Source organism: Plantibacter sp. PA-3-X8, from assembly GCF_003856975.1.
GTDB lineage: Bacteria > Actinomycetota > Actinomycetes > Actinomycetales > Microbacteriaceae > Plantibacter > Plantibacter auratus.
In genome coordinates this window covers 3,451,355-3,472,479 of record NZ_CP033107.1, presented here as the reverse complement: position 1 = coordinate 3,472,479, position 21,125 = coordinate 3,451,355, and the positions used below count along the sequence as shown (strand labels likewise).

The following is a 21,125-nucleotide window of genomic DNA, read 5'->3' as shown; positions in this document are numbered from 1 at the left end:
TCCATGACGAACGGGATCCTCGGCGGCACCCCGGCACAGCTCGCCGCGGCGGGGTCGATGGACGAGGGGTGGGCCGGCGCGCTCGCACCCGTCGCGGACGACCTCGCGACGATCGACCACTGGCTCGCGGCGCAGACAGCGGCCGGTGCCCGATGGTTGCCGGCACCCGAGCTCGTCCTGCGGGCCTTCCGTACGCCGTTCAGCGCGGTCCGGGTCCTCATCGTCGGGCAGGACCCGTACCCGACGCCGGGTCATCCGATCGGCCTGTCGTTCGCCGCGGACCGGGAGGTCCGCCCGGTGCCGCGCAGCCTCGCGAACATCCATCGGGAACTCCGCGAGGACCTCGGTGTCCCGACGCCGGAACACGGCGATCTCAGTTCGTGGACCGGACAGGGCGTGCTGCTCCTCAACCGCGTCCTCACGGTCGAGGCGGGTTCCGCCGGGTCGCACCGCCGACACGGCTGGGAGGCGGTCACGGAACAGGCGATCCGCGCGCTCGCCGCACGCCCCGCACCGCTCGTGTCGATCCTCTGGGGCAAGGACGCCGAACGACTGGCACCGCTGCTCGAATCATCGGGCGACCCCGACCGCCACGTCATCGTCTCGGCGCACCCGAGTCCGCTCTCCGCCTCGCGGGGCTTCTTCGGCTCGAAGCCGTTCAGCCGCACGAACGACTTCCTCGTCTCCCGCGGCGTGGACCCGATCGACTGGTCGCTCGACTGACGACCGGGTCGTGGCGTCGGCCGCAAGGGCTGTCCGGCGACCCACCCCCTCGTTAGGCTTGGGGGATGCTGGAAGAGGAGTACGAGCCGAGGCGCCGGCTGCCGCCGCACCTGCGCAAGCCGCCGACCCCCGAGACGCCGTTCGCCTTCACGATGCGCGACGCCACTGCGGCCGACCTGCCCGACATCCGGGCGATCTACAACCACTACGTCGCCAACAGCATGGTCACCTTCGACGAGGACGCGATGACCCTCGCCGAGTGGCGCTCCAAATTCGCCTACCTGCAGCGGCTCCAGCTCCCGTTCATCGTCGCCGTCAACCCGACCGGACAGATCCTCGGGTACGCGCTGTGCGCGCCGTGGAAGCAGAAGCGCGCCTACCGCTTCACCGTGGAGAGCTCGATCTACCTCGGAGCGGCGGCGACCGGCAAGGGCCTCGGCACCGATCTGCTCGGTGAGCTCATCGAGCGCTCGAAGGCCGCCGGGCTCAAGGAGATGCTGGCCGTCATCGCCGACAAGGGCGCCGAGTCGTCGATCGCCCTGCACGAGAAGTTCGGGTTCACCGAGGTGGGCCGCATGGGCCGTGTCGGGTTCAAGTTCGGCCGCTGGATCGGCACGGTCCTCCTCCAGAAGTCCTTGAAGCGCTGAACCGGTCGACACCCTTCGACAGGCTCAGGGACCGGAACGGCCGGGGAACGGGGACCACAGGAGAGCGCCGCCTCTAGGCTGGTCGCATGGCGGAACTCCACGAGCTGACGGCGCTCGAGCAGTGGCAGGCGTTGCAGCGGGACGAGGTCTCACCGACGGAGCTCGCCCGGCACTACCTCGACCGCATCGAGCGCCTCGACGACGCGATCGGCGCCTTCACCTCGGTCGCCGCCGGATCGCTCGCCGAACGCGTGGAGGCGGTCGAGGCACTTCCTCGGACCGCACCGCTCTGGGGACTCCCGATCGGCGACAAGGACCTCGTGTCCCGTGCCGGTCAGCCCGTCCGCTTCGGGTCACGGCTCACCGCGGAGGTCGTGGCGACGACCGACGACGAGCTGGTCGGCGTCCTCGACCGGGCCGGAGCGGTGAGCCTCGGGAAGACCGCGACCCCGGAGTTCGGGCTCTACGGCTACACGGAGCCGCTCGACGGGGTGCCGACGCGGAACCCGTGGGCCCTCGACCGCGGAGCGGCGGGGTCGAGTGGCGGGGCCGCCGCCGCCGTCGCCGCGCGGCTCCTCCCGTTCGCCCCCGGCTCCGACGGTGGCGGCTCCGTCCGCATCCCGGCGGCCGCCTGCGGGCTCGTCGGCCTGAAGCCCACGCGGGGGCTCGTCCCCGCGGGCTCCGGTGTCGACCGACTCGCCGGCCTCGTCGTCCCCGGGCCGATCGCCCGGACCGTCGCCGACGCGGCGCTCCTGCTCGACGCGATGATCGAGCGCGTGCACGGACGCATCGACCATCACTTCACGCTGCGAGCACCCGACGCCGATGACGGACCCCTGCTCGGGCACGCCGTGCGCGGCGAGGGCCGGTTCCAGTTGGCGGTCCTCGACGGCTCACCCTGGGACAGCGCCTTCGAGCTGGCGGTGGACCCGGAGGCCCGCGCCGCCGTCGACGTCGCCACCCGGGCGTTCACCGCGATGGGGCACGGCTTGGAGGAGCTCACTCTTCGCGACGCCGAACGGTACCCGACCGACTTCACGACGATCTGGCAGGCCTCAGCGGCCGGTGTCCCGGCGTCCTCGGAGGCGGAGCTGGCGCTCCTCGAACCCATCACGAGGTCCCTCGTCGAGCGCGGTCGGGCGCTGCCGGCGACCCGGCTCATGGAGACGCTCGCCAGTCTCCACCGGTTCGAACGCAGCGTCCTCGCGCAGTTCGCGCCGTTCGACGCGATCATCACGCCGGCGCTCGCCCAGACACCACGGCCGGTCGGGTGGTACGACCAGGACTCGCCCGAGCTGAACTTCGAGCAGCAGGTGCGCTACGCGCCGCACACCTCCTTCGTGAACGCGACCGGCCTGCCGGCCATCACGCTCCCGGTGCACGAGACGTCCGAGGGGCTGCCGATGGGCGTCCAGCTGATCGGGCGTCCCGGAGGCGAGGCCACCCTGCTCGCCCTCGGTGCGCAACTGGAGCGGCGACTGCGTTGGCAGGACCGCGTCCCGTCCGTCGCCCGCTGACCGATCGTCGCCCTCGCGTCGCCCGGTGGCGTATGACGGGATGTGACACCGCGGCCGGACCTCGTCCCTCCCGCTGCGCCTAGGGTGCTGAGGCGGCCCGGTCCGGACGGACCGATCGCCGCTCCACCGGAGGAGTCGATCATCAGCGAACAGTCCAGCCCGACGCGGTCCAGCCCCAAGCAGCTCATCCTCAACCTGTTCGAGATGAACTGCGTGAGCCACATCACCCACGGCCTCTGGCGCCTGCCGGACAACCGACGCGACCAGTACACCTACATCCGGTACTGGACGACACTTGCCCGGACAGCGGAGGCGGGCGGGTTCGACGCGATCTTCATCGCGGACGTGGTCGGCGCCTACGACGTCTTCCGCGGCGGCCCGGCCGACGCCCTGCGTGAGGGCCTGCAGATCCCCAACAACGACCCGCTGCTCGTCGTCCCCGCGATGGCCGCCGTGACCGAGCACCTCGGCTTCGGCATCACCTTCTCGACGAGCTACGAGCCGCCGTTCGCCTTCGCGCGTCGCATGAGCACCCTCGACCACCTGACGAACGGCCGCGTCGCGTGGAACATCGTCACCTCCTACCTGCCGAACGCCGCACGGAACTTCGGCCTCGTCGAGGAGATCCCGCACGACGAACGGTTCGCGATCGCCGAGGAATACCTGGACGTCCTCTACAAGCTCTGGGAGGGGTCCTGGGACGACGACGCCGTCATCCGTGACCGGGAGGCCGGCGTCTACTCCGACCCCGACAAGGTGCGGTACATCGATCACGTCGGGCGCTATTTCCAGGTCGCCGGACCGCACCTGTCCGAGCCGAGCGCCCAACGGACACCGCTGCTCTACACCGCGACCGCCTCCCCGGCCGGCATCGCGTTCGCCGGACGGCACGCCGAGGCCGTGTTCACGGGCGTGCGGGGTCCAGGTGGTGCAGGCCCCCTCCTGGAGCGGTTCCGTGCGGCAGCGGCCGACAACGGACGCGACGGGGCCGCGCTGAAGATCGTCGTCCAGGCGGCCGTCATCGTCGCGCGGACGCAGGAGGAGGCCGAGGCCAAGGCCGCGCAGTACCGCGAGCATGCGAGTATCGTCGGTCGGTTCGTGCACGCCGGGCTGCCGTTCGACCCGCTGGCGCACCCGGAGGACCGGACCGTCGCCGAGGCGCTCGCCGCAGAGGGGGTCCCGGCGGACGCCCTGCCGCCGCAGGTGACGGCCGGCACCGTCGGCGAGTTCATCGTGCGGGTCGGCAGCGACCTCGAACGGGACTTCTTCGCTGTCGGCACCCCCGAGGTCGTCGCCGACGAGATCGAGCGATGGTTGGACGAGGTCGGTATCGACGGGATCAACCTGCGGCAGTACCACAGCCTCGACACGCTCACCGATTTCGTCGAACTCGTCGTGCCGGAGCTGCGTCGCCGAGGGCGGCTGCGCGACGCGTATCGACCGGGGGAGACGCTCCGCGAGCGCCTGACGGGCGGGGCGGCCCGGCTCCCCGACGACCACCCGGCCGCACGATATCGCGGAGGACGGAACCTCGGCGACCAGCACGAGAGGGCGCTCGACGGTCACACGGCGTCATCGAGGGAACCCGCGGGAAACCTGTCGTAACAGAGCGGCGGGGTGGCCCGGTGCGCCGACCAGGATGGGCAACCACACCGGCACAGCACCGGACCACCCCGACCCACAGGAGTACCCGTCATGACCCGAACCACCAGACGGCGAGCACGACTCGCCGCCGCAGCCCTCGTCGCCGTGAGCATCGCGCTGACCGGCTGCTCGGCGGCGTCGGCCTCGTCAGACGCGGACGGTGGCAGCCTCACCTACCTCGACGCGGAGATCCCCACCTCGGCGCAGGTGCAGGAGGCTGGCACGTGGCAGACCCGTGCGCTCCAGCAGAACATCACCGACCGCCTGCTCTACCGGAACGCGGAGACGGGCGAACTCGAACCGTGGATCGCCGACTCCTGGACCGTCAGCCCCGACGGTCTCACGTACACCTTCGTGATCCGGGACGGCGTCACCTACAGCGACGGCACCGCCGTCGACGCCACGAGCGTCGCGAAGAACCTGAACTGGCAGTCGACCGGCGACGAGGCGAAGGGCACGACCCCGAACGCGCAGTTCCCGCCCGGTCTCGTCGCGACGCCGGACGACGCGACCAGCACCGTCACCGTCGTCCTCGCCGCACCCTACGCGCCCTTCCTCAACGTGCTCACCGGGTGGGGATCCGGGCTCGTCGCCGACGCCACGATCGACGCGAGCAAGGAGGAGCAGTCGAAGTTCGTGAACCTCATCGGCTCGGGCCCCTTCGTCGTCGCCTCCGAGACCTACGGCAAGGAGATCGTGCTCGACCGTCGTGAGGGGTACGCCTGGGCCCCGCCGTCCTCCCCGAACCAGGGCGAGGCGCACCTCGCCTCGGTCACGGTCATCCCCGTGCAGGAGGACAGCGTCCGGCTCGGCACCCTGAAGTCGGGCGAGGCCGACGTCATCCGCTACGTCCAGCCGAGCGAGGAGCAGGGGCTCGTCGACGCCGGCTACGACATCGTGTCCAAGACGGGTGTCGGTCTCAGCAACCAGTGGTTCCTCCGCAGCCAGGCTCCGTTCCTCGACGACGTCGACGTCCGCAAGGCGCTGCTGCACGCGATCGACCGTGAGCAGATCATCGAGACGCAGTACACCGACAGCTGGACGCCCGCGACGTCGGTCCTGTCGCCGGGCACCTTCGGCTACGTCGACGAATCGGCGAAGTTCGCCTACGACCCGGATGCGGCGAACCGCCTCCTCGACGGAGCCGGCTGGACCGAGCGCGACGCGGACGGCTACCGCACCAAGGGCGGCGAGCGGCTCACGGTGAAGACCTACATCGACGTCTACGACAACACGGCGAAGAGCCTCTTCCAGCAGATCCAGAACCAGTTCAAGGACGTCGGGATCGAGCTGTCGCTCAACGAGCTCGACTACTCCACCTACTGGGCGACCGCGTTCGCGGACCCGGAGGTCGGGGCGCTCCGGGTCGGTTGGCCGCACCCTGACCCCTCGAAGGGCCTCAGCGAGTACTACAGCAAGGACGGCTCAGACCTCCTCGGTCTCGCCGGCTCCGACACGACCCTGCAGTCGCTGCTCGACGCGCAGAACGCCGCGACCGACGACGACACCCGCGCGGCGATCCTCGGTCAGATCCAGGACCACCTGATCGACCAGGCCTACGTCGTCCCGATCCTCAACGACAGCCAGGTGTTCGTCACCCAGCATCGGGTGAAGGGCTTCTCCCTCACCGACGGCGCCCTGCCGGAGTTCTACAACACCTCGATCGAGGACTGAGCGAGCGGGAGGGCCGTCGATCGGACGGCCCTCCCGTGTCCGGTCCCGTCCCTTCCGAGAGGAGGCCCCACATGTCCAACCAGCATCCGAACGCCAGCGCGGCGGACACGCGACGCCGGCAGTACCGCGAGTACGTGATCAGGCGCGTCGCCCAGGCGCTCCTCGTGATCGCCCTCGTCTACACGCTCGTCTTCTTCACCCTCTTCGTCCTGCCCGGCGACCCCATCGAGAACAAGCTGACGAGCCCGCTCAACCCACTACCCCCGTCCGCCGGCGAGGCGCTGCGGGCGTACTACCACTTCGACCTGTCGCCGATCGAACAGTTCACGCTGACGGTCGGTCGGCTGCTCCACGGGGACCTCGGCTACTCGCTCGTGAGCGGTCGTGCCGTGTCGGACCTCGTCGCGCAGGGCTTCTCGGACACGATCGTGCTCGCGGGCGTGGCGTTCGTCATGACGATCGTGCTGTCGCTCGCGATCGCGCTCACCGCCGTGTACGCCCCCGTCAGGGCGATCAGGAGCATCGCGGCATCGGCGCCCATCGCCTCCATCTCCGCGCCGAGCTTCCTCATCGGCTTCGTGCTCCTCGCGATCTTCTCCTTCCAGCTCGGCTGGGTGTCGTCGGTCCGCGATCAGGGCTTCGTGTCCTACGTGCTCCCGGCGCTGACCCTGGCGCTCGCCGTCAACGGTCCGTTGACGCAGGTGTTGATCCAGGGACTCCGGAAGGCTGCGGACGAACCCTTCGTCACCGTGCTCCGCGCGAAGGGGACGAGCGAGGTCCGGATCGCCCTCGGCCACGTCTTGAAGAACGGTGCGATCCCGTCGATCACGATGCTCGCCCTCGTCGTCGGAGAGTTGCTGGCCGGTGCCGTCGTCGTGGAGGCCGTGTTCACCCGCACCGGCCTCGGATTCATCACCTTCGAGAGCGTGCGCGATCAGGACACCCCGGTGATCCTGGCCGTCGTCATCCTCATCTCCTCCATCTACGTCGGCATCAACCTCGTGACCGACCTCGTCTACCCCGTCCTCGACCCGCGCATCGTCCGGCCCGGGCATGGGAGGTCACGACGCTCCCGCCTCGCCAGGCCTGCTGTCGCGACAGCGGCGGCGACGGGGACGGCGGTACCCGGCGGTATCCCGACGAACGCGAGCGTGGACGCATGAGCCTCCGACTCCAAGCGGACCGCGACGTCACCGCGGCCGACGACGGACCGGACGCGTTCCGTCGACTCCTCGGCCGCCTCGGGGTCGCGGACGTCCTGGCGATCATCGTCGTCGGTCTCGTCCTCGTGTCCGTGATCGCACCCGGCCTCCTCACGCCGTACGACCCGCTCGAGCCCGACGACGCCAACGCGCTCGCCGCACCATCGGTCGCGCACTGGTTCGGAACCGACTCCCTCGGTCGCGACCTGCTGTCGCGGGTGATCCACGGCACCGGTCGGACCCTGCTCGGCTCGGCGGTCGCCGTCCTCATCGGTCTCGGCGCCGGCACGGTCCTCGGGCTCGTCGCCGCGTCGTTCGGCGGTCTCGTCGACGCCGTCATCAGCCGGATCGTCGACGTGCTGCTCTCGATCCCCGGGCTGCTCCTCGCGATGGTCGTCGTCGTGGCGCTCGGCTTCGGCACCCTGAACGCGGCCGTCGCCGTGGGGATCTCCTCGATCGCGGCGTTCACCAGGATCATGCGCTCCGAGGTGCTGACGGTGAAGGACCTGCCGTTCGTCGAGGCGAGTCACCATCTCGGCGGTTCGCGGGCGTACGTCCTCGCGAAGCACGTCTTCCCGAACTCGTACTCCGCGGTGCTGTCGCTCACGGCCCTCCAGTTCGGCCTCGCCATCATCTGGATCTCCTCGCTCAGCTTCCTCGGGTACGGAGCCCCACCGCCCGACCCGGAGTGGGGCCTGCTCGTCTCCGAGGGTCGTCAGTACGTCGTGTCCTCGCCGTGGCTCGTCGTCGTCCCGGGCCTCGTGATCGCCGTCACCGTGCTCGCCATCAGCCGTCTCAGCCAGCTCACCCGCGAGAGGACCACCGCATGAACCAGGCAGCCCTGCAGCACAGCTCACTCCACGTCGTCGACGCGGCTCCGGTGCCGTTGCTCGTCGACGGGCTCGCCGTCGGGTACCGGACGCGTGGCTCGAGGGGGCCGACTGACACGGTGCGCGACGTGTCCTTCCAGGTCGGCCGCGGCGAGACGGTGTCGCTCGTGGGTCAGTCCGGTTCGGGGAAGAGCACGATCGCCCGGGCGGTCGCGGGACTCCTCCCGGGCAACGGCTCGGTCACCGCCGGTCGGGTCGCGGTCGCCGGACACGAGGTCGCCGACTTCTCCCGGAAGCAGTGGCGCCCCCTGCGCGGCTCGACGCTCGGTTTCATCCCGCAGGATCCGCTGAGTTCACTCGACCCGCTGCAGCGGATCGGCGTGCAGATCGCCCAGGCGGTCCAGGTGGCGGGCGACACCCCGCGCTCGGAGGTCCCCGCGCGCGTGATCGAGTTGCTCGAGCACGTGGGCATCCGTCAGGCCTCGGCCCGCGTGCGGTCCTACCCGCACGAGCTCTCCGGCGGGCAGTTGCAGCGGGTGCTCATCGCGATCGCCATCGCGGCGAGGCCCAAGCTGCTCATCGCCGACGAACCGACGTCCGCGCTCGACGGGACCGTCCAGCGGCGCATCCTCGACCTCCTCGACGGCCTCCGGCAGGAGCTCGGGCTCGGGATCCTTTTCATCACCCACGACCTGGCGCTGGCGCAGGAGCGCAGCGACGCGATCGTGGTCCTGCAGGACGGGAACGTCCGTGAATCGGGCCCGGCCGAGGAGGTGCTGCTTGCACCGCAGCACCCCTACACGGTCGCGCTGCTCTCCGACTCGCCCGCGTCGTCGCCGCTGCGCTACCGGGAACGCGTCCGCGCTGCGGCCGAGCAGGTGCAGGTGGAGCAGCGCGGCGGGACGATCGTGCCACCCGCCGTGGTCGAGGTGTCGCACGTGTCGAAACGGTACGGGCGCGATCCCCAGACGCCGCCCGCACTCGACGAGGCTTCGCTCATGCTCCGCCCGCGCTCGATCCACGCGCTCGTGGGCGAGTCCGGGTCGGGCAAATCGACACTCGCCCGCATCGTCGCCGGGCTCACGTCCTTCGACGACGGGTCGGTGCGGGTGGCCGGCCGGGAGCTGTCACGGGACAACGCCGTCGCCAACCCATTCGCGCGCGACCTCCAGTTGGTCTACCAGAACCCGCTCTCGGCGGTCGATCCGCGGTACACCGTCGGACAGATCATCGAGGAGCCCCTGCGGATCCACGGGGTGCGGAGCGCCGACGAACGCCGGCGCCGCGTCGCGACCATCCTCGATCAGGTCGCCCTCCCCGCGAGTGCGCTGGGGCGTCGTGCACGGGAGGTGTCGGGCGGCCAGCGCCAACGGGTCGCGCTCGCGAGGACGCTCGTCCTCGCGCCGTCGGTCCTCGTCCTCGACGAGCCCACCTCGGCGCTCGACGTCTCGGTGCAGGCGCAGATCGTCGAACTGCTCCTCGACCTCCGGGACGAGCACGCGCTCAGCTACCTGTTCATCTCGCACGACCTCGGTCTCGTCCGGCAGATCGCCGACGAGGTGACGGTGCTGTCGACCGGGCGCGTCGTCGAGTCGGGTCCGGCCTCGGCCGTCCTCGGGCATCCGCAGCACGCGTACACTCGGGAGCTGCTCGACGCGGTGCCGCGGTTCGACGTCGAGCGGCTCGATCCGAGCCGGTTCGAGGCCGTCGGATGAGCGCACCGACCACGGAGCCACGCACGGAGGAGACCATGTCACGATCGTTCGACGACCTCGTCGCCGAGGCCGACGCCGCCTCGGTCGACGGATGGGACTTCTCGTGGCTCGACGGCCGAGCCAGTGAGGCGCGCCCCTCCTGGCGGTTCTCGGAGCTGCTCGGGAGACGTCTGGCCGACGTCCCGTCCTCGCTCGACCTCGAGACCGGCGGGGGAGAGGTGCTCGACACGGCGCCGGTGCTTCCACCGCTCGCGGCCGCCACCGAGTCCTGGCCACCGAACCTCGCCCGAGCCGCCGCCCGCCTGCACCCGCGCGGGGTCGTCGTCGTTCGCACGGAGGAGGGTGCTCCACTGCCGTTCGCGGACGACTCGTTCGCGCTCGTGTCGAGCCGGCATCCCGTAGCTGTGGACTGGGCCGACGTGGCGCGGGTGATCGCGCCGGGAGGAGGCTACCTCGCCCAGCACGTCGGACCGGCGAGCGTGTTCGAACTCGTCGAGGCCTTCCTCGGCCCGCAGCCCGAAGCCGTCCGTCGAGCACGTCACCCTGATGACGAGGCCGACGGCGCCCGCGCCGCCGGACTCGAGATCGTGGAGCTGCGGACCGAACGGCTGCGGATCGAGTTCCACGACGTCGGTGCGATCGTCTGGTTCCTGCGCAAGGTGATCTGGATGGTGCCCGGATTCACCTCCGCGCGGTACCTCGACCGCCTGCAGGAGCTGCACCGTTCCCTGCAGGAGGACGGCCCGTTCGTCGCGCACTCCTCCCGAATCCTCATCGAGGCCCGCAAGCCCGGCCGGTGACCGGGGCCCTGCCGAGGGGCCCTTCGACAGGCTCAGGGACCGGAAGACGGGAGACGATCCCCCTACGGGCGGGTGACGCGCGATCCCGACGTAGGCTCGTCGTGACGGCGGGCGGAGGACGATCGAGTGACGGACAGCGGTACCGGGCGACGTCCTGTCTCCCGTCTGCGCACACGGTTGCTCGCCGGCCTCCGGGCGCGCATCCTCTCCGTCTTCGCCGTCGAGCAGGACCGCCCGCCGCAGTGGACGCTCGATCTCGAGGACGGCACCGACACCGGCCACTTCGCGCCCGAGTCTGCGGCCTGGGTCGTCCACGGCGGGGTCGAGACGATGGTCGCCGGTATCCGGGCGCTCCTGCTGCAGGCCGCCCACCCGGGCGCCCTGGCCGGTGTCCACGACTGGTCCCGATACCGGGAGGACCCCCTCGGTCGACTCGACGGCACCATTCGTTGGATCTTCACCGTGACGTACGGCGATCGCGAGACGGCGCGGCGGACGAGCGACTACGTCCTGAAACTTCACGAGCGAGTGGTGGGCGAGTATCTTGACGCGCACGGAGTCGCCCGGCCCTACGCCGCCAACGACCCCGACCTCTTGCGCTGGGTCCACCTGGCCTTCACCGACGCCTTCCTGAGCGTCCGGCGGACCTGGGGTGGTCCGATCCCCGGCGGACCGGACGCCTACGTCTCCGACTGGGCGCTCGCCGGGGACCTCATGGGGGTCGTCGACCCACCGCGGTCCGCCGACGAACTGGCCGAACAGCTCCGGGGCTACCTCGATCGGGGCGAGCTCACCGGTGGTCCCCGGGTGACCGAGACCCTCGCCTTCCTCCGCCGACCGCCGCTCGAGCGGTCGCTCCTCCCGGCCTACTCGGTCCTGTTCGCCGGGGCGGTCGCGACGATCCCGCCCGAATACCGACGCATCCTCGGGCTCCGCACCGCCCACCTCGGGCCGATCCCGCTGCCGGTCGTGCCGGCGACGCGCGTCGTCCTCTGGGTCATCGGGCTCGTCCTGCACGGTGAGTCACCGAGCCAGCGCGCGGCCCTGCGCCGGCACCGGCGCCTGGCGGACCCGCCGGCCTGAGGCCGCTCGACGGGCTCAGGGACCGGGACGGCGTCAGAGGCGGGGGACCGAGGCGAGCAACTGGGTCGTGTACGGATGCGAGGGCCGACTGAGGACCTTGTCGACCGGACCCTCTTCGACGATCGCCCCGTCGCGCATGACGACGACCCGGTCGCAGAGATGCTGCACCACGCCGATGTCGTGTGAGACGAGCACGATCGCCAGCCCGAGCTCCTGCCGCAGCCCGCCGAGCAACTCGAGGATCTGCGCCCGGACGGTCACGTCGAGCGCACTGAGCGGTTCGTCGCCGACGAGGAGGCGCGGGCGGTGCACGATCGCGCGCGAAAGCGCGATGCGCTGGCGCTGACCACCCGAGAACTCATGAGGGAACCGATCAGCCGCATCGGCGTCGAGCCCGACGAGCCGGAGCACCCCTCGGACCCGGGAACGATGGTCGCCCTCGATGCCGAGCGCCGCGAGCGGCTCGGCGACGATCCGACCGACGCTCATGCGCGGGTCGAGCGACGCGTACGGGTCCTGGAACACCACGCCCGTCTGTCGACGGAACCAGTGCAGGCTCCTGGCGCTCGCCGCCGCGCTCACCGGGCGGCCGTCGAACTCCACCGTCCCGGAGCTCGGAGTATCGAGGGCGAGCAGGAGCCGGACGAGTGTCGACTTGCCCGACCCCGATTCACCGATGATGCCGACGGCCTCACCGGGGGCGACGACGAGGTCGCTCGGGTGGAGCGCGACGGTGCGGCTCGGGCGCTGGAAGAGCGACTCCCTCGGGTTGGTGTAGACCCGTCCGAGCCCCTGGGCGTGGAGCAGCGGCTCAGTCATCGTCCTCGCCCTTCCAGCTCATGGTCTTCGCGGCGGCCAACAGCCGCTGCGTCACGGGCGACACCGGCATCGACAGCAGTTGGGCCACCGGCCCGGCCTCGACGACCTTCCCCTGCGCGAGCACCACGGCGTCACTGGCGATCCGGGAGAGGACCGCGAGGTCGTGGGTGATGAAGACGAGGGACGCCCCGGTCTCGCTCACGAGACGCTCGAAGAGGCCGAGGATCTCCGACTGGATGGTGACGTCGAGCGCCGTGGTCGGCTCGTCCGCGATGAGCAAGGAGGGTCCGCAGGCGAGGGCGATGGCGGCCGCGACCCGCTGGCGTTGTCCGCCCGACAGCTGGTGCGGGTACCGCCGGACGATGCGCTCGGGGTCGGGCAGACGGACCCGCGCGGCGAGTTCGACGGCACGGTCGAGCGCTTCCCGTTTCGACAGCCCCTCGTGGATGCGCAGCGGCTCGCCGATCTGTCGTCCGATGGTGCGGATCGGGTTGAGTGCCGTCCGAGGCTCCTGGAACACGATCCCGATCTCACGCCCGCGGATCCGCGCGAGTTCGCGGTCGTCGCGGCCGAGGAGTTCCTCGCCCTGCCAGCGGATGCTGCCGCTCACCGAGGCGCCGTCGGGGAGCAGTCCGAGGATCGCCAGCGCCGTCAGCGACTTCCCGGATCCGGACTCGCCGATGAGGCCGAACCGTGCGCCCGCCGGCACGCTGAAGCTCACGCCGTCGACGACCCGGCGGCCACCGAGCGTGACGACGAGGTCCTGGACGTCGAGACTCATGCGGTCACCCCCTGGGGCGAGGTGGGGGTCGAGGCGGGTCCCCGGCGACCGAGGGTCGGATCGGTCGCGTCCCGGAGGGCGTCGCCCAGCAGGTTCAGGGCGAGGACGGTGATGGTGATGGCGAGCCCCGGCCACAGCACAGACAGCGGGTGCACGGCGAGGTAGGTCTGCAGTTCACTGAGCATCCGACCCCAGGACGGGACACTGGAGGGGGCGCCGTAGCCGAGGTACGACAGGCCCGCCTCGGCGAGCACCGCGACCGCCATCGACCACGACAGCTGGACGATGAACACCGGTGCGACGTTCGGCAGCAGATGCCGCGTCAGGTTCCTCACCGGTCCGAGACCGGCGGCCTTGCCGGCGAGCACGTACTCGCTGTGCGAGACCCGGCGGATCTCGGGGCGGGTCACCCGGGCGATGTTCACGCCGAAGCTGATGCCCACCGCCCAGATGACGACCCACAGCGAGCCGCCGAAGGCCGAGGCGATCATCATGGCGATGAGCAGTGTGGGGAACGCGATGAGGATGTCGATCAGCACCGCGACCGTCTCCCGGACCCAGCGCCGCGTGAGTGAACCGAGGGCGGCGAGGGCGACCCCGATGACCGTCGAGACGACTGCGGAACCGATCGCGACGGCCACGGTCACCCGCGCACCGACGAGCAGCAGGCTGAAGATGTCGCGTCCGACCTCGTCCGTGCCGAGCAGATGGGCCGGCGACGGAGCCAGCCACTTCGCGAACGGATCGGTGAGCTGGGGGTCGTACGGCGTCCAGAGGAAGGAGACGCTGGCGCTCAGGAGGAGCAGGGTGACCACGACGAGGCCGAACACGCCTGCCGGGCCGGACACGAGGGTGCGGAGTCCGCCTGATGCCGCGCGCCGACGCGGGTGATCCTGACCGGCGGTCATGTGGTCCGCTCCCGTTCTCGGAGTCGGGGGTCTGCGAGACGGTGGACGACGTCCACGACGGCACCGATCACGAGGACCACCCCGGTGAGGACGAGGAGCTCGCCCTGCACCTTCACGAGGTCGCGGTTGCCGACGTCGGCGACGAGCATGCGCCCGATGCCGGGCAGCGTGAAGAGCTGTTCGATGATGACGCTGCCGACGATGAGCCCGGCGATCTGGAGCCCGAGCACGGTGACGACCGAGAGCGCCACGTTCGGCAGCCCGTGGCGGATGAGTGCCTGCGAACGGGTCAGCCCCTTCGCCGCCGCCGTCCGGACGTAGTCCTGGCCGATCGCGTCGAGGGCGGCGGAACGGACGAAGCGCAGCAGGACCGCGCCCTCGACGACGCCGATCGTGAGCGCCGGGAGGAGGAGGGCGCGGATCGCCGCCAGCGGATCGTTCCAGCCCGCGCGCGGGAAGCCCTGCGCCGGGAGCCAACCGAGTACGACGGCGAAGAGGAGCACGAGCATCATGCCGGCCCAGACGACCGGGACGGCGGCGAGCCCCTGCGACGCGAAGGAGATGACGACGCCCGTCGCGCGGGTGCGCCGGACGGCCGCCAACACCCCGAGCGGCACACTGAACGCAAGGGCGATGACGAGGGCCATGATGCCGAGCGGGACGGTCACCTGCGCCTTCTGGGCGAGTTCGCTGGCGACGGGGGTGCCCGTGAGGAGCGAGTTCCCGAGATCGCCGCGGAGCAACCCGCCGATCCAGTCGAGGTACTGCAGGAGGACGGGCTGGCCGAGTCCCAACTGTTCACGGATCGCGGCGACCGCTTCGGGCGTCGCGTCCGTCCCTGCGATGACCTGGGCGACGTCGCCCGGGAGCACCCTGATGGTGAAGAAGATCAGGGCGCTGGCGGCGAGGAGCCCGACGAGGAGGAGTACCAGCCTCGTCAGGATGAAGCGGGTCACCCGGTCACGGCGACCTTCGCCAGGTTGATGCGCGAGTTGACCGAGTCCACGGGGAAGCCGGTCACGCCGTCGCGCACCACCGTGAGGGTGATCGCGGTGTAGAGCCAGTCGGCGGCGTTGTCCTTCGACACGAGGTACGCCGCCTCCTTGAGCTTCTGGGCTGCGACGGCCGGATCGGTCGCCGCTACGGATTCAGCATAGAGCGACTGGACCTGCGCGTTGTCGTAGCCGAAGTAGTAGTTCGGGTTCGCCCAGTTCTGGAAGTCGCGTGCCTCGACGTGGTTCACGTAGCTGAGGTCGTAGTCCTTGTTCGTGTAGACGTCGTTCAGCCAGGTCGGGAACTCGACGCTCTTGACGGTGAGGGTGACGCCGATGGCTTTGAACTCGGACACCAGGACGTTGGCCACCGAGGTTCCGTAGAAGCTCGGGATCGTGAGCGTCAGGGACAGGTTCTCCTGGCCGGCCTGGGCGAGGAGCGCCTTCGCCTGTTCCGGGTCGTACTTCACGAGCTCGCTGAGGTTCTCGTAGCCCGGATCGAGCTCGGGGATCGGTCCGTACTGTTCGACCGCGGCGCCGCCGACGGCCTCGACGATCGCGGCGTGGTCGATGGCGGAGCGGAGCGCCTGCCGGACGAGGGGGTCGTTCAGGGGAGCGCGCTGGTTGTTGAAGGCGAGGGTGTACTTGTCGGTCGTCTTGCCTTCGGTGATGCTGAACCCGTCGGCGCGGGTGATCTGGTCCTTGAGGTTCGCGTCGAGCGCCGTCTGCACGTCGAGTTCGCCGGCGAGGGTGGCGTTGACGGCGGAGGAGGCGTCGGGGATGTAGCTGAAGACGACCTCCTTGACCTTCGGAGCGTCGCCCCAGTACTTCGCGTTCCGGTCGAAGGTGATGCTGTCGCCCTGCTTCCAAGTCTTCAAGGTGAACGGCCCGGTGCCGTTGGCGGTCGTCGACAGGTCGTTGGTGGCGCCCGACTCCAGCACGAGTCCTGCGCGTCCGGTCAGGGTCCACAACAGGTTGGAGTCGGGCGAGGTGAGCTGCAACTGCACGGTCGAGTCGTCGACGGCCGTGATCGAGGCGACCTTCTGGAGCGCCACGTTGTCGACGAAGGTCGGGTCCTGCTGCACCTGGGTGATGGAGTCGACGACGTCGGCCGCGGTCAGGGCGGCACCGTCGTGGAAGGTCACGCCGTCGCGGAGGACGAAGGTGTAGGTGAGACCGTCGGCGCTGATGTCGTGGCTCTTCGCGAGCGTGTCGACGATCTGGTTGTCCTCGGTGCGGGACACGAGGCCCTGGTAGACGTTGTCGATGAGGATCTGGTCGAGCGCGGCGCCGGAGGTGGTGCGGATGTTGAGGTCGGAGGGCTCCAGGACGAGACCGACCCGCAGGGTCGCGTCGGCGTCGGGCGTCGGCGTCGCGGCCGGGCCTGCGCAGCCGGTGAGGACGAGGGCGGCGCCGGTGACCGCGATCGCGGCGGTGAGGAGCTGACGACGCAGCTGACGATGACGCATGGAGGTCCTTTCGGGGATGCTGGAGTGGCCGGCATCTGGAGACGCACAACCGGTTCCGGGCAGCGGGCATTCCCGCCTGGGCCGCGTGAATACTGGACCGCGTCCGGAAAGCCGCATCGCTGGGGCTCCAGCGAGCGTACCCAGTCGACGTGTGTGGTGCCAGCCACGGTGTCAGGGGGCGTCACAGAGTGATCGGATCGTGATGTGCTCCGCCGCCTTGGAAGACCCTGCGCGGGGGACCGAAGTGAGCTTAGGCTCGCCTATACTGATCGCGTGAGCTATTTCGAGGATCCGGCGGAGTTCGCCGTCGCGGACGCACGCCACGTGCTGCTCGCGGGCGACGAGTCGTCGGTCGGCGAGCTGGCCGAGGTCCTCGCGCTGCTCCCCATCTGCGCCCGCGGTCAGGTGTTCGTCGAGGTCGACGACGCCGCGTCGATTACCACCCTCGACTCGCCGGGACGCGTCGTCGTGACGTGGCTCGTCCGCGCAGCGCGTTCGGGGGAACCCGGAACGGGCAGCCGGTGCGCACGCGGTCAGGCCGTCGCGCGAGCGACCCGGGCCTGGGCGAGCGAGATGCTCGACGTCGACGGACACGACGCGGCCGACTACCACGTGTGGATCGGCGGCGAGACGGAGCACCTCACGAGTCTCCGGAACGACCTCAGGATGACCCTGGCGAGCATCGGCGCACGTCAGCGCTCGAGCTCGGTCGAGCGCGCATCGCACTGACACGACCTCGCACCGGGCCGCACCGCACCGCGACGCTCGTCAGCGGCGTTTCGGCAGGTAGCCTCCCGCTTCGAGGCCGGCTTCGATCTCGAACCGGTTCCGGAGCGGATCACGACCGGCGATCGCGTACATCAGCGGGAAGAGCATGCCGTACCGCTGCCACTGCCGCTTGTGCACCGCCTCGTGTTCGAGCACCCGGGTCGACACGTTCCGGTCGGTGAGGTACACCCCGCCGACGCATGAGCCACCTCGGCCGAACGTCCACGACGGCATCCCGCGGAAGACGATCATCCCGCCCCGCCGTTCGACCGGACCGGTGCTCCAGAGTGCGCCCCAGACGAGCCCGGTGAGCGTGGCGTACCAGTACCCGATCCGGCTGAGCGGTGAGTCGAGCCACGGGCCGCCGGAACGACGGCTCCGCGGCTCGTCGACGTCGCCGGGACGGGTCACGCACCGCTCCGGTAGGTCTCGAGGAGTCGCAGCCAGATCTCGCTCATCGTCGGGTAGGACGGCACCGCGTGCCAGAGGCGGTGCAGCGGCACCTCACCCACGACGGCGATCGTCGCCGCGTGGACGAGTTCGGCGACGTCCTGACCCACGAAGGTCATCCCGATGATCACGCCGCGCTCCTCGTCGACGACCATCCTCGCCTGCCCGGTGTAGCCGTCGGCGTTGAGGCTCGAGCCCGCGATGCCACCGAGGTCGTAGTCGACCACCCGGTGGTCGATCCCCGCCGCCTCGGCCTGCGCGGCCGTGAGTCCGACGGCGGCGACCTCCGGTTCGGAGAAGACGACCTGCGGCACGGCACGGTGGTCGGCGGTCGCCGCGTGGTCGCTCCACGGGCTGGTGTCGACATCCTCGCCGTTCGCCCGTGCCGCGATGACCGCGCCCGCGGCGCGTGCCTGGTACTTGCCCTGGTGCGTCAGGAGTGCCCGGTGGTTGACGTCGCCGACGGCGTACAGCCAGTCGCTGCCGTGGGCGAGGAGCTGATCGTCGACCTCGATCCAGGCACCCGGTTCCAGGCCGACGGTCTCGAGCCCGAGGTCGTCCGTCCGTGGCGTCCGGCCGGTGGCCACGACGAGTTCCGCCGTCGTCACCGCTTCCCGATCGTCGAACTCGAGCGTGACGGCACCGTCGGCGGTCCGGGAGACGGCGGTGGGCGAGGCGTGCACGATCGTCACGCCGAGTTCACGCAGGGAGGACTCGACGAGTTCGCCGGCGAACGGTTCGGTGTTGCCGAGCAGGCCACTGCGGGCGACGAGCGTGACGTCGACCCCGAGTGAGCGGTAGGCCGTCGCGAGCTCGACGGCGACGACGCCGCCACCGAGGAAGGCGACGGACGCTGGCAGGGTCTGGACGCTCGTGGCCTCGCGGCTCGTCCATGGCTCCACTGCCGCCAGCCCCGCGATGTCGGGCAGGAGCGCGGCGGATCCGGTGCAGACCGCGACGGCGTGCGTCGCCGTGAGCACGGTGGTCGAACCGTCGGCGGCCGTCACGGTGACCTCGCGCTCGCCGGTCAGTCGACCGTGCCCACGCACCAGCTCGATGCCGGCGCCCTGGAGCCATTCGACCTGGCCGTCGTCCGACCAGTCGCTCGTGAACGAGTCCCGTCGCGCGAGGACCTTGAGCGGGTCGAGCGCGGTGTCCTCGGGGATGGCTCCACCCGTGCGCTTGGCGGCACGCAGGGCGGCGCCCGATCGGATGAGGGCCTTGGACGGCATGCAGGCCCAGTAGGAGCACTCACCGCCGACCAGTTCGCTCTCGACGATGACGACGCTCAGACCGCTCTTGTGGGCGTAGTCGGCGACGTTCTCGCCGACGGGTCCGGCTCCGATGACGACGAGATCGACGGTACGGCTCATGGGGTGACTCCTGTCGGGTTGGTGCTGTCGGGCTTCGGTTCGCGACTGATCGCGCCGATGATGCGGAGGATGGTGCCGAGGTCGTCGGCTGCGGCGTCGGGGGAACCGGGGGAGAAGCCCGTGACGCCGGCCCCGGCGAAGCCGAACCGCGCGCGGAGCGCGGTGATGCAGTCCAGCAGGGTGCCGAGTTCGAGACCGAAGGGGACGGCCGAGCTGACGCCGGCGATGACGGCGGGGTCGAGGACGTCGACGTCCACGTGCAGGTAGACGCGGTCGGCCCCCGTCGCCTCGACGGCGGCGACCACCTCGGCGGCGCTCGTCATCACCGAGGAGACCATGGGGATGCCACGCTCCTCGATGTGGGCGAGTTCACCGTCGTCGAGGTCGCGCACCCCCACGAGGACGAGCCGGGCGGGATCGAGTGGGGCCTCGGGCAGGAGCATCGCGGCGCCTTCGCCGGTCAGTGCTCGGGCGACCATTCCGCTGAACGACCCGGACGGCGAGCTGAGCGGGGTGTTGAGGTCGCCGTGGGCGTCGAACCAGACGACGGCGATGCCGGGGTCGCGTCGGAGGGCCTCACCGACCGACGCGAGTTCGACGCCGCAGTCCCCACCGATGGTGATGACGGGCTCGTCGATCCCGACGAGCGCCTGACGTTGGAGTTCCGCGGTCGTCACGAGGGAACTGGCGCGCCGGATGTCGGTGTCGAGGGCCTCGCCGGCCTCCGTCGGCACGTGGACGAGTGTCGTGGCCGCCGTGGGCAGGTCGCCACGGATCGCCTCGGCTCCATCGATCAACTGCATGGCCCTGGACGAACCGGAGCCCTGCCACTGGGGGACGACGACGAACTTCGTCATGCGGTGCCTTCCTGGAGGTGGTGCGAGGGGGCGAGGGCGACGGGCCCTCGGGAGGTCCCGAGGGCCCGTCGGATCGGCACTACTGGCCGGCGTTCGGCGTGTACTCGGGGCCGGAGGACTCGATCGCGGGAGACGCGGAACCGCCGCCCTTCAGCGCGGCGAGGCGGGCCTCGACCTCGGTCAGCTCGCCGAGGTCCTCGAGGTCGTTGAACTGCGCGTCGAGACTCGACGCGGCGAGCTCCTGCTGGCCGAGCACCTTCGCCTCCTCACGACGGATCTTGTCCTCGTAGCGGCTCAGGTCGCTCGTCGGGTCCATGATGTCGATGCTGCCGACCGCATCCGCGACCTTGCGCTGGGCCTCGGCGGTCTTGGCCCGGGCGACGAGCTCGCTGCGCTTCGTCTTCAGCTGCTCGAGCTTCGTCTTCATGCCGTTGAGGCCGTTCTTCAGCTGCTCGACGACCTTCGTCTGCGAGGCCAGCTGCGGCTCGGCCTGCTTGGCCTCGTTCTCGGCGCCGATCTGGCGCTGGAGCGCGATCTTCGCGAGGTTGTCGAACTTGTCGGCGTCCGCGGCGTTGCCCGCCTGACGGTATTCGTCGGCCTTGCGACTCGCGGCCAGCGCCTTGGTGCCCCACTCGGAGGCCGCCTCGACGTCCTGCTGGTGGTCCTGCTCGAGGAGCCGGAGGTTGCCGATCGTCTCGGCGATCGCGCTCTCGGCGTCGGCGATCGAGTTCGTGTAGTCCCGGACCATCTGGTCGAGCATCTTCTGCGGGTCCTCGGCGGAGTCGAGCAGCGCGTTGATGTTGGCCTTGGTCAGCTGGGCGATGCGTCCGAAGATGGACTGCTTCTCTGCCATGGTGTGGTTCCTCTCTCGTG

20 protein-coding genes are annotated in these 21,125 nt (G+C 70.5%); 11 read left to right on the top strand and 9 right to left on the bottom strand.

Translation table 11 applies throughout. From position 1 onward, the window contains the following. The first annotated feature begins 3 nt into the window (after window positions 1–3). The 10 genes from EAO79_RS16345 (at window position 4) to EAO79_RS16300 (ending at window position 11,835) form a co-directional block, all read left to right on the top strand. Entirely contained in the window at window positions 4–723 is a 720-nt protein-coding gene (locus EAO79_RS16345) for a uracil-DNA glycosylase (protein WP_124769616.1), read from the top strand. A gap of 65 nt (window positions 724–788) precedes the next feature. Continuing rightward, window positions 789–1,370 (top strand): GNAT family N-acetyltransferase, encoded by a 582-nt coding sequence (locus tag EAO79_RS16340; protein ID WP_079707223.1) that lies wholly within the window; start codon window positions 789–791, stop codon window positions 1,368–1,370. Window positions 1,371–1,456: 86 nt separating this feature from the next. After that, window positions 1,457–2,887, top strand: coding sequence for an amidase (locus tag EAO79_RS16335; RefSeq protein ID WP_124769615.1), 1,431 nt, complete (start codon window positions 1,457–1,459; stop codon window positions 2,885–2,887). Window positions 2,888–2,971: 84 nt separating this feature from the next. After that, window positions 2,972–4,492: an NtaA/DmoA family FMN-dependent monooxygenase gene (locus tag EAO79_RS16330; RefSeq protein WP_241160913.1), complete on the top strand. Its 1,521-nt coding sequence runs from the start codon at window positions 2,972–2,974 to the stop codon at window positions 4,490–4,492. 90 nt (window positions 4,493–4,582) lie between these two features. Beyond that, the gene (locus EAO79_RS16325) at window positions 4,583–6,205 is read left to right on the top strand and encodes an ABC transporter substrate-binding protein (RefSeq protein WP_124769614.1); all 1,623 of its coding nucleotides are present in this window, start codon (window positions 4,583–4,585) and stop codon (window positions 6,203–6,205) included. A 71-nt stretch (window positions 6,206–6,276) separates the two neighbouring features. After that, a complete protein-coding gene (locus EAO79_RS16320; RefSeq protein WP_206428245.1) occupies window positions 6,277–7,368 on the top strand; it encodes an ABC transporter permease in 1,092 nt (363 codons plus the stop codon). After that, a complete protein-coding gene (locus EAO79_RS16315; protein ID WP_124769613.1) occupies window positions 7,365–8,237 on the top strand; it encodes an ABC transporter permease in 873 nt (290 codons plus the stop codon). The genes EAO79_RS16320 and EAO79_RS16315 overlap by 4 nt, the downstream gene beginning before the upstream one ends. Then, the gene (locus EAO79_RS16310; protein ID WP_124769612.1) at window positions 8,234–9,952 is read left to right on the top strand and encodes an ABC transporter ATP-binding protein; all 1,719 of its coding nucleotides are present in this window, start codon (window positions 8,234–8,236) and stop codon (window positions 9,950–9,952) included. The genes EAO79_RS16315 and EAO79_RS16310 overlap by 4 nt, the downstream gene beginning before the upstream one ends. A 35-nt stretch (window positions 9,953–9,987) precedes the next feature. Continuing rightward, window positions 9,988–10,752, top strand: coding sequence for an SAM-dependent methyltransferase (locus tag EAO79_RS16305; protein ID WP_124769611.1), 765 nt, complete (start codon window positions 9,988–9,990; stop codon window positions 10,750–10,752). A gap of 126 nt (window positions 10,753–10,878) precedes the next feature. Next, window positions 10,879–11,835 carry an oxygenase MpaB family protein gene (locus tag EAO79_RS16300; protein WP_241160912.1) on the top strand — a complete coding sequence of 319 codons (957 nt, stop codon included), beginning with the start codon at window positions 10,879–10,881 and terminating at the stop codon, window positions 11,833–11,835. A 33-nt stretch (window positions 11,836–11,868) separates the two neighbouring features. On the opposite strand, the gene EAO79_RS16295 is transcribed toward EAO79_RS16300, so the two are convergent. The 5 genes from EAO79_RS16295 to EAO79_RS16275 are packed head-to-tail and all read right to left on the bottom strand — an operon-like array spanning window position 11,869 to window position 16,804. Further along, on the bottom strand, window positions 11,869–12,654 hold the full coding sequence (locus EAO79_RS16295; protein WP_124769610.1) for an ABC transporter ATP-binding protein: 786 nt from the start codon (window positions 12,652–12,654) through the stop codon (window positions 11,869–11,871). After that, window positions 12,647–13,435 carry an ABC transporter ATP-binding protein gene (locus EAO79_RS16290; RefSeq protein WP_124769609.1) on the bottom strand — a complete coding sequence of 263 codons (789 nt, stop codon included), beginning with the start codon at window positions 13,433–13,435 and terminating at the stop codon, window positions 12,647–12,649. The genes EAO79_RS16295 and EAO79_RS16290 overlap by 8 nt, the downstream gene beginning before the upstream one ends. Then, entirely contained in the window at window positions 13,432–14,343 is a 912-nt protein-coding gene (locus EAO79_RS16285; RefSeq protein ID WP_124769608.1) for an ABC transporter permease, read from the bottom strand. The genes EAO79_RS16290 and EAO79_RS16285 overlap by 4 nt, the downstream gene beginning before the upstream one ends. After that, window positions 14,340–15,299 (bottom strand): ABC transporter permease, encoded by a 960-nt coding sequence (locus EAO79_RS16280; protein ID WP_124769607.1) that lies wholly within the window; start codon window positions 15,297–15,299, stop codon window positions 14,340–14,342. Before EAO79_RS16280 ends, EAO79_RS16285 begins: the two co-directional genes overlap by 4 nt. Beyond that, window positions 15,296–16,804, bottom strand: coding sequence for an ABC transporter substrate-binding protein (locus EAO79_RS16275; protein WP_086473978.1), 1,509 nt, complete (start codon window positions 16,802–16,804; stop codon window positions 15,296–15,298). Before EAO79_RS16275 ends, EAO79_RS16280 begins: the two co-directional genes overlap by 4 nt. A gap of 273 nt (window positions 16,805–17,077) precedes the next feature. Here EAO79_RS16275 and EAO79_RS16270 point away from each other — a divergent pair, with 273 nt between their 5' ends. Next, window positions 17,078–17,533, top strand: a complete 456-nt coding sequence (locus EAO79_RS16270; protein WP_164486961.1) for an SIP domain-containing protein — start codon at window positions 17,078–17,080, stop codon at window positions 17,531–17,533. A gap of 39 nt (window positions 17,534–17,572) precedes the next feature. Here the strand turns inward: EAO79_RS16270 and EAO79_RS16265 are convergent, their stop codons facing one another. From EAO79_RS16265 to EAO79_RS16250, 4 genes are all read right to left on the bottom strand, one after another. Then, window positions 17,573–17,983, bottom strand: a complete 411-nt coding sequence (locus EAO79_RS16265) for a hypothetical protein (protein ID WP_064295281.1) — start codon at window positions 17,981–17,983, stop codon at window positions 17,573–17,575. Then, on the bottom strand, window positions 17,980–19,395 hold the full coding sequence (locus EAO79_RS16260) for an NAD(P)/FAD-dependent oxidoreductase (RefSeq protein WP_124769605.1): 1,416 nt from the start codon (window positions 19,393–19,395) through the stop codon (window positions 17,980–17,982). The genes EAO79_RS16265 and EAO79_RS16260 overlap by 4 nt, the downstream gene beginning before the upstream one ends. Beyond that, window positions 19,392–20,252 (bottom strand): arginase family protein, encoded by an 861-nt coding sequence (locus EAO79_RS16255; protein ID WP_064295283.1) that lies wholly within the window; start codon window positions 20,250–20,252, stop codon window positions 19,392–19,394. Before EAO79_RS16255 ends, EAO79_RS16260 begins: the two co-directional genes overlap by 4 nt. 79 nt (window positions 20,253–20,331) lie before the next feature. After that, a complete protein-coding gene (locus tag EAO79_RS16250; protein WP_064295284.1) occupies window positions 20,332–21,105 on the bottom strand; it encodes a PspA/IM30 family protein in 774 nt (257 codons plus the stop codon). Between the last annotated feature and the right edge of the window lie 20 nt (window positions 21,106–21,125).